The following is a 12197-nucleotide window of genomic DNA, read 5'->3' on the forward strand; positions in this document are numbered from 1 at the left end:
GTGGGATCATGGGGCGCATACGCTAAAATCATAACCCTTTGTTTTATAAAAAATTAACAAGTGCATGCCAACATAGATATCAATGAACCGCATAGTATAGCGTGATGTTTAATAAGAAAAAGAAATCAGCTCTTGGGTATAAAGGTGTTGAGGATTGAGAAACAGCTGTTGCGTTTCACCTTGCTCAATGACTTCACCTTGTTTCATCACCATAGTGTAATGGCATAATGATTTCACCACATGTAAATCATGGCTAATGAACAAGTACGTTAACCCATATTTTTGTTGCAGCGATTTAAGCAGATCCAACACTTGCGCTTGAATCGTACGATCTAAAGAAGAAGTTGGTTCATCAAGTAAAATGAACTCAGGTTTAAGCACCAATGCCCGAGCAATCGCGATACGTTGTCGTTGTCCACCTGAAAACTCATTGGGATAACGGTAGCGAGTGGCTGGGTCGAGTTCAACTTCTCGCATCACATCACAAATCATTCGTTCAACAGTTTGTCGATCATAACGGCTATGAACCTCTAACCCTTCACCAATAATCTGCGCCACCGACATTCTCGGATTCAGTGCTGAAAATGGATCTTGAAAAACGACTTGCATCTTGCTGCGATAAGGTAGCATAGCTTTCCTATCTAACCCTTGCAGCTCATTATTGTCGTAACAAATCGAGCCTTCCGAATGGACTAATTTTAGTATCGCCATACCAGTGGTCGATTTACCCGAACCGCTCTCGCCAACAATTCCTAATGAATGTCCTCTTTTAAGCTTAAACTGCATGTCGGTGACAGCTTTAATATGCGAGATCGTGCGCTTGAATAAGCCGCCAGTGATGGGAAACCAGACGTTGAGATGCTGGAGCTGTACTAGAATTGGGTTGTCAGGGTTTACGTCAACGGGCAAACCTCGAGGATCGGATTCAATCAATTTTTTGGTATAAGAGTGAGAGGGTGATGAGAACAGCGTTTTGGCATCATTGACCTCGATCACTTGCCCATTTTGCATCACTGCAACGCGATCAGCGATGCGTTTAACAATACTGAGATCATGAGTAATGAACAACATGGCCATGCCCAGTTCTTGTTGCAGATTTTTAAGTAGATCTAATATTTGCGCCTGCACAGAAACATCAAGCGCAGTGGTTGGCTCATCAGCAATCAGTAATTCAGGCTCATTGATCAAAGCCATCGCAATCATGACGCGCTGGCGTTCTCCCCCAGAAAGTTCATGTGGATAAGCATTAATCTTAATTTCTGGCGATCGAATACCCACTTTTTCTAACCATGCAATGGCCAACTGACGTGCTTTGCTGCCTCTTAGTCCTCGATGAATCTCAACAACTTCGATCAACTGTTTACCAACTTTGTGCAGAGGGTTGAGTGAGACCATTGGCTCTTGGAAAATCATACCAATCCGCCCGCCTCGTATACCTCTTAATTGCCTCTCACTACAGTTCAACGTGTTGATACCATCAAAAAAGATCTCCCCATGCAAATAGTGAGCAGCACTTTTCGGTAACAACTTCAAAATGGCATTCGCCGTCACTGATTTACCAGAACCGCTTTCCCCCACCAGCGCTAAGGTTTCCCCTGCAGAGAGAGAAAGTGACACTGCTTTAATCACAGGTTCAACATTGTCTTTTTGACCAAACCCGACCGAAAGATTTTGGATAGAGAGTACGGTTTTACTCATCATCTTCTCCCTGTCGAATGCGGGTCAAAGGCATCGCGTACCGCTTCGCCGATAAAGACCAATAATGTCAGCATTAACGAGAGCACCACAAATGCTGAAATACCTAACCATGGTGCTTGTAAATTAGCTTTCCCTTGCGCCAATAATTCGCCCAAAGAGGGCGAGCCGACTGGCAAGCCAAAACCGAGAAAATCTAAGGATGTTAAAGTCGTAACTGAGCCTGAAAGAATAAAGGGCATCATGGTTAAAGAAGCCACCATCGCGTTAGGTAGCATGTGGCGAAGCATAATTCGGCGATCACTCACACCCATCGCTTGCGCAGCCCGCACATAATCAAAATTACGACAGCGTAAAAACTCCGCTCTCACCACGCCCACTAAACTCATCCAACTAAAAAGAACCATAATACCCAGCAACCACCAAAAATTCGGTTCGACGAAACTCGATAAAATGATCAGCAGAAAAAGCGTTGGCATTCCTGACCACACTTCAATAAAACGCTGCCCAAGTAAATCAAGCCAACCACCATAATAGCCTTGAGTGGCACCAACGATAACGCCTATCGCTGACGAGACGAGTGTTAATACAAAGCCAAACAAAACCGAAATACGAAACCCGTAAATAATACGAGCCAGCACATCGCGCCCTTTATCATCAGTTCCAAGCCAGTTCACTGAATCTGGTGCTGACGGCACTGCATTATTGATATTAAAGTTGATGGTGTCGTAACTAAATGGGATCAATGGCCAAACAATAAAGCCTTTTTGTTCAATCAGATCGATGACGTAAGGATCGGTATAATCCGCTTCGGTTTCAAACTCACCACCAAAACGAGTTTCTGCATATTGTTGAAAGGTGGGGAAAAACCACTGCTGATCGTACTCAACCAAAAGGGGTTTATCATTTGCAATCAGCTCAGCAAATAGGCTCACCACAAATAAAAGCGTAAACAACCATAGTGAATAAAAACCGCGCCGATTGGACTTAAAACCCTGCCAGCGCAATACGTTTAATGGGTTGGACAGCCTTTTTTTTACCATCATGAACGAGCCTCAAAATCGATTCGAGGATCAACCCAAATATAGGTCAAATCGGAAATGATGCTGAGGACTAATCCAAGTAACGTCATGATGTATAAAGAACTAAACACTACAGGATAATCCCGTTGAATGGTCGATTCAAAACCAAGTAGCCCTATACCTTCCAGTGAAAACATCACTTCAATCAGCATCGAACCGGTGAAAAATATGCTGATAAAAGCACTCGGAAAACCGGCAATAATAATCAGCATCGCATTACGAAAAACATGCTGATAAAGAATACGCCCTTCATCCAGTCCTTTTGCTCGAGCCGTCACCACATACTGTTTGTTGATTTCATCAAGAAATGAGTTTTTCGTTAGCATACTCAAAGTGGCAAACCCACCGATCACCATTGCAAAGATGGGCAAAGCCAAATGCCAAAAATAGTCGCCAATTTGTTGATACCAAGTCAGATCAGCAAAATTATTTGATACTAAACCACGCAGTGGGAACCAACTGAAATAATTTCCGCTGGCAAAAATAATGATCAAAATAATCGCAAACAAGAAGCCCGGAATAGCGTAACCGATGATAACCACTGCGCTTGACCATACATCAAACCTTGAACCGTGGTGAATGGCTTTTAAAATTCCGAGAGGAATGGAGATAAGATAGATAATCAGAGTACTCCACAGCCCTAAAGAGATCGAAACGGGTAAACGCTCAGTGATCAAATCAATAACATTGCCCCCTTTGAATAAGCTGTCACCAAAATTAAAGGTTGCGTAATTTTTTAGCATTTCAAAATAACGGGCATGAAGAGGCTTATCGAAACCAAACTGTTTTTTTATAGCTTCGACTACCTCGGGGTCTAAACCTCGGGAACCTTTATATCCTCCAGTGTTAGCCGACAGCGACATATCCACCTCTTGGCCGCCTCCAGTAAATCGCTCCATAATTCCGTCACCATGCCCTTCCATTTGTGCAATCGCTTGCTCAACTGGGCCTCCGGGGGCAATTTGGATGATAAAAAAATTAATGGTAATAATCGCCCACAGCGTGGGCACAACTAGTAGCAATCGGCGGAAAATATAAGCAGTCATTGCATCCTCTTAACGGCGTTTTTCTGGTAGCAATTGCGCTTTCTGCTCCGAAACCCACCAAGTATCAAGACCAATATCATATTTTGGCATCACGCTAGGACGCTCGAATTTGTCCCAAGTTGCGATACGATATTGGCTCAGATACCACTGTGGGATCAGATAAAAATTCCATTGTAGAACGCGATCTAGTGCTCGGCCTAAAGACAGTAGTTTTTCTGGGTGCTCTTGATTGGCGGCAATTTGTTCAGTGAGGAAGTCGACAACTGGGTCTGACACTCCAGCACGATTGTACGTGGAATCGATGTAGTTTGAATTCCAGATAATCAACAAGTTAGGACTTGGGTAAGGATTCGCCGCATAGGCCGACGAAAGCATGTCAAAATCTCTATCGCGCAAACGCTTAAGATATTGTGTGGTATCCACTGAGCGAATCTTCATCTCGATACCAAGCTGTTTTAGATTTTTTTGCAAAGGAATAGCAATGCGTTCCGTGGTCGGACTGTAGATCAATAACTCAAACTCAAACGCTTTACCCGTTTCTTTATGGGTCATCACTTTATCTTTCAGCTCCCACCCCGCCTCTTTGAGCAATTGAAAAGCGACTCGTAGTTGTTGACGAATACGACCAGACCCATCCGTCACTGGTGGTTGGTATTCTTGGGTAAAAACACGTTCTGGGATCTTATCTTTTAGTGGTGTAAGAATAGTAAGTTCATCAGTAGAGGGAAGACCTTTCGCTTCATACTCTGTGTTTTGAAAATAGCTACGCGTTCGTGAGTATTGATCGTAGAACATATTTTTGTTCATCCATTCAAAATCCATCGCATAGGTCAAAGCCTCGCGCACTTTCGGATCACTAAACACTTCTCGTTGAATATTAAATACAAAACCTTGGGTTGAAGCTGGACTATTATGCGCGATCGCTTCTTTCTTGATGAATCCTTTATCGAAGTTCAATCCAGTGTATGAGCTGGCCCAAAACTTCGCCGAACTCTCTTGGCGAATATCAAATTCCCCAGCTTTAAATGCCTCAAGCATTACGGTATCGTCGCGGTAATAGTCGTATTGGATCTGCTTGAAATTATGTCGCCCAATGCTGACTGGTAAGTTGGCAGCCCAATAATCTTCCTGCAACTCATAAGTGACACTCTGCCCAGTTTGATAACGTACGACTTTATAAGGACCGCTGCCGACTGGCGGTTCATTTAATGGTTCTGCTAAGTTTTTATCCTGCCAATAGTGCTTAGGCAACACTTGAGTTGATTGAGCCAAACTAAATAGCTTTTCTCTATTAGGTTCTGACATCTCAATACGAACCGTTAAAGGATGGATCGCCGCTACCGATTTAACCGCTTTGTAAAACAGTCGATATTGAGGCACCCCTTCTGTCATGAACTTGTTGAACGTAAACTCAACATCTTGCGCGGTGATGGGCTTACCGTCTTGAAAACGTGCGTTCGGGTTGATATCCAGTTCTAGCCATGAATAGTCATCAGAATAACGAACTTTAGAAGCAATCAATGGATAATAGGTATCAATTTCGTCGCTGGGAGCAAACATCAGTGAATCATAAAGCTCACCACTGCCTGCCGCCGGAGCGCCTCGGGAAGCAAAACGGTTAAAGTTGTCGTAAGTTCCCACCTCGCCATAAGTTACTTTACCGTACTTAGGTGCGCTGGGATTAACATAATCGAAATGAGAAAAATTGGCAGGATATTTGGCTTGCCCAACGCCAGATAATGTTGTGGTTTCTACAACATCCGCAGTCGCCAAAGCACTCACCAGCAGCACAGTCACACCTAACAGCGTAGGCTTAATTTTTCTCATACTAGAACCCTTCTTTTGATAACTTCTCGACATTCCATCAGAGTAAATTATTAATAATTCAGTCACTTGGATAAGTATAGAGAAAAATAAGATTTACGAAACCCCAAGCTGCAATTATAACGAAACAACTCGGCATTACTGGTAGGTGGTGAGTCGCAATAAGAATAGGTAACTTTGTGGTTTTTAGGAATGAAACGTATAGAAAACGCCGCTATGCAATAAAAAGCCCCGCCATGCAGGGCTTCACTGGCTTTAACCATCTGTGGTAATTTGGCTGATCAGCTCTTTTTCTACTTGTTCGGCCATTTCAAGAGCGATTTGGCATGTTCCAGCCGCTTGATGGCCACCACCACCATATTTGAGCATTAACCCGCCTACATTGGTTTTCGAGCCACGGTCAAAAATCGATTTCCCTGTAGCAAACACAATATTTTGCTTCTGAAACCCCCACATTTTGTGGATCGAGATATTACACTGAGGAAATAAGGCATAAATGATAAACCGATTCCCCGCATATATGATCTCTTCTCCCGTCAAATCAAGAACGACCAAATTTTGGTAGACTTTGGCACAACGTTGGATTTGTTGTTTAAATAAAATTTCATGCTCACGGTATAAGTTAATACGCTCTTGTACATCTGGCAGCACGAGAATTTCGTCAATTGAATGGTTAGCACAGTAATCGATGAGATCCATCATTAATTGATAATTAGAGATGCGGAACTCATGGAAGCGCCCTAAACCTGTCCTTGCATCCATCAGGAAATTCATCAGATTCCATCCGGTAGAATCAAGCACTTCATCGCGAGTAAACTGCGCGGAGTCACCTTTGTCGACGGCAATGAGCATCTCTTGCCACTCAGTGGGGAAAGTGTTTAACCCGCCATAATATTTCCATACTACATGCGCGGCCGAGGGCGCGTTTGGATCAATAATATGATTCGGCCTTTCACCTTGATTGCGAATAGTTTCCGATAGGTGATGGTCAAAAATTAAGTGAGCATTAGCGACGTAAGGCAGGTTAGTGACAATGTCACGCTCAGTTATTGTCACCTTCCCATCTTGCATATCTTTGGGGTGAACAAACACTATTTCATCAATTAAATTCAGTTTTTTGAGCAGTACAGCGCAGACTAACCCATCAAAATCACTGCGTGTCACTAATCTAAATTTACTTTCAGCTTGTTGATGCTCAGACATAGACAATTTCCTTATTAGCAGTCATATCACTGCTCGGCGTGGTTTTAAGCAGTGTTTTGTATATCAAATTCTGAGTTAACACCTTCTAGGTTTACCAATGCAGGTGGTATGTTTTAATTTTAGACGCCATCGTCTTTTTAACAAACTTAACACAATGGTTTTCAAACATTATTCAACACAGCACATCATTTTATTGAGCAAATATCGAATAAAGTAGTGAGGTATGAAGACTGCTGTTACAACTAGGGAATTGGAGGTAAGAAAAAGCCAGCAACAAATGCTGGCGGTTAGGTTGAGCTAAGAAGCGAGGTATCTCTATTTACGTTTATTCTGAATGTACTTACGGCTCACATCAACAAGCGCTACATCTTTAAAGAAACTACGACCAAGTAACAATGGGTAAGTCAGATGTGTACGATCGGCAAGCGTAAATTCGGTTCTCTCTTTGAGATCACCAATTTCAATCCAAGCGATAACGACCGCACGTCTTTGTGTACCCTCTGCGCTGGATTGCCGAATTCTGACCCAGCGTTCAACAGGTAAACTTATCTCATCACTTTTGATGTCATCGTGTTCAATCCTGAACTTGACCCAATCATTTCCATCGCGTTCAAAAGCAACAACATCCACAGCGCTAATTGAAGAGGTGGTGGCTCCGGTATCGATACGCGCTTTGAAGCTTTCGTTCAAGCCCGGCACATAGACCCACTCTTTTTCACCTAAAATAAGCTTACCGTCTGAGGTTTTCCTTGCCTCGACCACAACTACTGGCTCTTTCGAGGGCTTTTTAACCGGTTTTTGTGCCTCAGTATTTTGTTGTTTTGGCTCTTCAACTTTTGGCTTTTGCTCTGGTTGTGTTGAGGTTTGGTTTAGCGTGCTGCATGCCATCAAACCAGTACTCAACATTAAAAGAGCAATAAGTTTCAAGTGTTGTTTCATTGACCCACCTAATCAAACTGATAAATATTTAAGAGACATTCACTATGGCTTGAGCAACATACGGAATATGTTGTTCTGATAAGCCTGCAATGTTAATTCGGCCATCACCTACCCCATAGATTCCGTATTGATCTCGTAGCTGAGCCATCTGTTCTGGAGTAAAGCCTAGCACAGTAAACATCCCTTTGTGACTTTCGATAAAGTCGAATTGTGAAGTATTGTGCTGATTTCTCAAATGATTACACAAGGTTTGACGCAGGTTTAACAAACGCTGTTGCATTTCACTTAACTCTTGCTTCCAAATCGCGGTTAATGCTTGATTTTGTAAAATAGTTTTCACCAATGCCGCACCATGATCGGGCGGCATAGTGTAGGTCGAACGGGCTAACGTTAGTAATTTACCTTTCGCATTCGCCACATCTTGTGCGTTTTTACCGACCACAATCGCGGCACCTGTTCGTTCTCGGTAGAGACCAAAGTTCTTTGAACAAGAGGTGGTGATCAACATCTCTTCGACGTTGTTTGCCATAAAACGCAGCCCTTTCACATCCTCTTCAAGACCTTCACCAAACCCTTGGTAGGCAACATCAACAAAAGGGATGAAGCCATTTTTCTGCGCAAGACTGGTGATCGCTTGCCATGCGGCGAAATCAATATCCGCGCCCGTTGGGTTATGGCAACAACCATGGATAAGCACCACATCTTTTGGCCCTGCTTGCGATAAATCATCAAGCATCCGCGCAGTATCGACTTGCTTAGTCTCGCGACAGAAGTAAGAATAATATTTCACTTTTAAACCCGCCGCTTCCATCACAGGTTTATGATTGACGTAACTTGGGTCAGTAATCCATACCGTCGTTTCGGGTTGTGCTACGTGCATTAAGTCACCGAGCATACGCAGCGCACCGCTTGCTCCGGTCGTTTGAATCGCAGCCACACGATCAAGCACTGAAGTGCCAGACAATAATAAGTTCACCATGCTTTGGTTAAACTCTTCACACCCAGCAAGTCCAACATACGATTTAGTGGTTTGTGTGGCAATCACGTGCTCTTGCGCTTTGGCAATGGCGCGCATAATCGGCGTCTCTCCTTGGCTATTACGATAAACGCCAATGCCTAGGTCAACTTTTTCGCTGCGAGGATCGTTGCGGTATGCAACCGATAATGAAAGTATTGGATCGAGTGTTGGTGTTGGTAAATGTGAAAACATGAAGGTCACAACCCTTTGAAATTCAAGTAATGACCTTCAAGTTAGCACTAGATACATAATTTTTACAGTTTAAATTGATGGATTATTTGATTGGCACTGCCTCGCCATTCTAAGCTTGGATCGGCTTTATCCTGTTCAAATTTTCCATCAATCAAGACATCAACATATTCAATGACTTGTCTTTGAGCATCACTGAGTTCGTTTAGGGTATATCCCGTCCATAACCAGATATCTTTCCCCACACATTCAGTCTTTACTCGTTTAACCAACTGCAAAATAGAAGCAAGGTTTTGCGGGTGTAAGGGATCGCCACCCGACAAGGATAAGCCTCGGCGCTTGATGCGCATGTCGTTCAAATCGGTGATGATCTGCTGCTCTAGTTGCTCATTGTAAGTGTGGCCAGAATGCAGCGACCAAGTCCCTTTGTTGTAACATCCTTTGCACTGATGTACACAGCCGGAGACGAACAGCGTACAACGCGTCCCCGGCCCATTCACAACATCAATCGGATGATATTGGTGATAATTCATGCCAACAGGTTACTCACTATCACTTACAAGTGTTTAACGCGACGTTTAACTTCTTCTTGTTTACCGAAGTTAAACGGACGAGCATCTGGGCTGCCAAGGTAGCCACACACGCGGCGGGTTACGGAGACTTTGGATGAGTCGTGATTACCACATTTAGGACAAGTAAACCCTTTACTCGTACACTCAAATTCGCCAGTAAAACCGCATTCATAGCACTCATCAATTGGCGTATTGGTCCCATAATAAGGAACACGGCTGTAACTGTAATCCCAAACGTTTTCAAGCGCTTCTACGTTTTTCTGCATATTCGGAAACTCTCCATAACAGATAAATCCACCACTTGAAACCTCTGGATATGGCATCTCAAAATCAATCTTATCGTATGGATTAACTTTCTTTTGCACATCCAAATGGAAGCTATTGGTGTAATAACCTTTATCCGTTACACCTTCAATCACACCAAATTCTTTGGTGTCAATACGGCAGAAACGGCTGCAGAGGTTCTCACTTGGCGTACCGTACAAACTGAACGCGTAACCGGTTTCTTCCGTCCATTGGTTAACGGCCCCTTTCAGGTATTTAATGATATCTAACGCGCGATCTCGCAATTCGCTATCATCATAAACATGTGTATCACTGCCATAGAGCGCGGTAATGGTTTCGTGCACACCGATGTAGCCCAAAGAGATAGATGCTCGACCATTTTTGAATATATCGGCAATAGAATCATCGGCTTTTAATCGAACACCACATGCCCCTTCCATATATAAAATAGGTGCGACGCGTGCTTTGACTTTTTCAAGGCGGCTGATGCGAGTTTCTAAAGCACGCCGAGCCAGTTTTAATTTTTTATCGAGTAATGTGTAGAACTGTTCAATATTTCGGCCCGCTTTCAGCGCGATACGAGGTAAATTGAGACTGACTACCCCCAAATTATTGCGCCCTTCGTGAATCAGCTCACCACCTTCTTCATAGGTATTTAAGAAGCTGCGGCAACCCATTGGGGTTTTGAATGAACCCGTCACTTCAACTACTTTGTCGTAGTTGAGAATGTCCGGGTACATGCGTTTGGTTGCGCACTCTAATGCGAGTTGTTTGATGTCATAATTTGGATCTTCCGCTTTATGATTTAAGCCATCTTTGATGGCAAATACCAATTTAGGGAATACAGCCGTTTTACGATTTTTGCCTAAGCCAGCAATGCGATTTTTTAAAATCGACTGTTGAATCAATTTAGAGGCCCAACTGGTCCCTAGACCAAAGCCGAAAGTGACAAACGGAGTTTGCCCATTCGCGGTATGCAAAGTGTTGACTTCATATTCAAGTGACTGGAATGCGTCGTAGCACTCTTTTTCTGTACGGGACATAGCAAAGGCTTCGGGATGATGAATATCCCACTCTTTTGCTATTTCTAAATGTTTGTCGTAACTGGCTGTCACATACGGTTCAAGCACTTCATCGATACGGTTGATGGTGGTGCCGCCGTAAATATGGCTCGCAACCTGAGCGATAATTTGCGCGGTCACTGCGGTGGCGGTTGAAATTGATTTTGGCGTATCAATTTCCGCATTACCCATTTTAAAGCCATGAGTGAGCATGCCTTTTAAATCAATCAGCATGCAGTTAAACATTGGGAAAAAAGGAGCGTAATCCAAGTCATGATAGTGGATATCACCCTCTTCATGCGCTTGCACAATATCACGCGGTAAAATTCGGGTTTTAGCGTAGTGTTTCGCCACAATACCAGCCAGTAAGTCACGCTGCGTTGGGATAACTTTGCCGTCTTTATTCGCATTTTCATTGAGCAGATCGGCATTACTTTCTTCGATAAGGCCTTCAATCTCTTGCGTCAAAGCACTTTGCTTTTCACGCGCGATATCACGATCGTGTCGGTACTCGATGTATGAACGAGCTAATGCTTTATAGGGCCCTTGCATTAGCTCGTTCTCTACTAAGGTTTGAATCTCGGCGATATGGACTTCATCGTAATCTTTGAGCTTCAGCTCTACCGCCAACGCCACATTGAGTGCGTAAATAGCGATCTCTTTATCAATATGTTCAGCTGCACTTTCGACGGCAGATTGAATGCGATCACGGTTGAACGGGGCTCTCGATCCGTCACGTTTGATTACGATAGGTTTCACCATTTCTCCTTACCCCTAGCATACTCACAGAGTTATCCACAAACACACTATATAGAGCAGTTTATTATCCGACTGACACAATATATTGTGGTGCATTTAACGAAAACTCCCAACTCAGGGTATTGATTTGGATCAATAAAAACCGAGCATTGAACAAGATCAATGCGATCTTGGGGTAGTAGATCTCACTTAGAAAAGAAACGATGAAAATTGCAAATTTTTGATTTTCCCTCTTGAAATTTCACCAAACCTGATGGGCTAAGCCTTCACATTCGATCAGTGAGGGATTGCGATGTTAAAATCAAAAGGTATGTGTCGATTAGCAGCAGAACCGCCCTAAATGGCAAGTATTAACTCATCAATTAAGGGATCATTGCCCGCTAAGGAGCGTGATTTTTCGCTAGCCTGCACTATATAAGCACCGGTTTCATGCGTTGAAACTGACAAACACTTACACCGATCAGACAATTCATTACAATCAATTTACTCAATAACACTCTATGATTACACCCATTCAGACGTTC

General features: G+C 43.3%; 9 protein-coding genes. All 9 read right to left on the minus strand.

The window, feature by feature from the left end; all coding sequences use genetic code 11:
- Nucleotides 1-108 precede the first annotated feature (108 nt).
- Nucleotides 109-1701, minus strand: a complete 1593-nt coding sequence (locus VOR_RS0114755) for an ABC transporter ATP-binding protein (protein ID WP_029627247.1) — start codon at nt 1699-1701, stop codon at nt 109-111.
- Entirely contained in the window at nt 1698-2741 is a 1044-nt protein-coding gene (locus tag VOR_RS0114760; RefSeq protein WP_029627248.1) for an ABC transporter permease, read from the minus strand. Before VOR_RS0114760 ends, VOR_RS0114755 begins: the two co-directional genes overlap by 4 nt.
- On the minus strand, nt 2738-3823 hold the full coding sequence (locus tag VOR_RS0114765) for a microcin C ABC transporter permease YejB (protein ID WP_010320466.1): 1086 nt from the start codon (nt 3821-3823) through the stop codon (nt 2738-2740). Before VOR_RS0114765 ends, VOR_RS0114760 begins: the two co-directional genes overlap by 4 nt.
- Nucleotides 3824-3832: 9 nt before the next feature.
- Nucleotides 3833-5683, minus strand: coding sequence for an extracellular solute-binding protein (locus tag VOR_RS0114770; protein ID WP_029627249.1), 1851 nt, complete (start codon nt 5681-5683; stop codon nt 3833-3835).
- Nucleotides 5684-5902: 219 nt separating this feature from the next.
- Nucleotides 5903-6850: an exopolyphosphatase gene (locus VOR_RS0114775; protein ID WP_010320468.1), complete on the minus strand. Its 948-nt coding sequence runs from the start codon at nt 6848-6850 to the stop codon at nt 5903-5905.
- Nucleotides 6851-7165: 315 nt separating this feature from the next.
- On the minus strand, nt 7166-7789 hold the full coding sequence (locus VOR_RS0114780) for an ATP-dependent zinc protease family protein (protein WP_010320469.1): 624 nt from the start codon (nt 7787-7789) through the stop codon (nt 7166-7168).
- Nucleotides 7790-7817: 28 nt separating this feature from the next.
- Complete coding sequence (locus VOR_RS0114785; RefSeq protein WP_010320470.1) at nt 7818-8999, minus strand: amino acid aminotransferase; 1182 nt, start codon at nt 8997-8999, stop codon at nt 7818-7820.
- 62 nt (nt 9000-9061) lie between these two features.
- Nucleotides 9062-9529 (minus strand): anaerobic ribonucleoside-triphosphate reductase-activating protein, encoded by a 468-nt coding sequence (nrdG, locus tag VOR_RS0114790; RefSeq protein ID WP_010320471.1) that lies wholly within the window; start codon nt 9527-9529, stop codon nt 9062-9064.
- A gap of 23 nt (nt 9530-9552) precedes the next feature.
- Nucleotides 9553-11673, minus strand: a complete 2121-nt coding sequence (nrdD, locus tag VOR_RS0114795; RefSeq protein ID WP_010320472.1) for an anaerobic ribonucleoside-triphosphate reductase — start codon at nt 11671-11673, stop codon at nt 9553-9555.
- Nucleotides 11674-12197 lie beyond the last annotated feature (524 nt).

Source organism: Vibrio ordalii ATCC 33509, assembly GCA_000257205.1.
In the GTDB taxonomy this organism is placed as follows: Bacteria; Pseudomonadota; Gammaproteobacteria; order Enterobacterales; family Vibrionaceae; genus Vibrio; species Vibrio ordalii.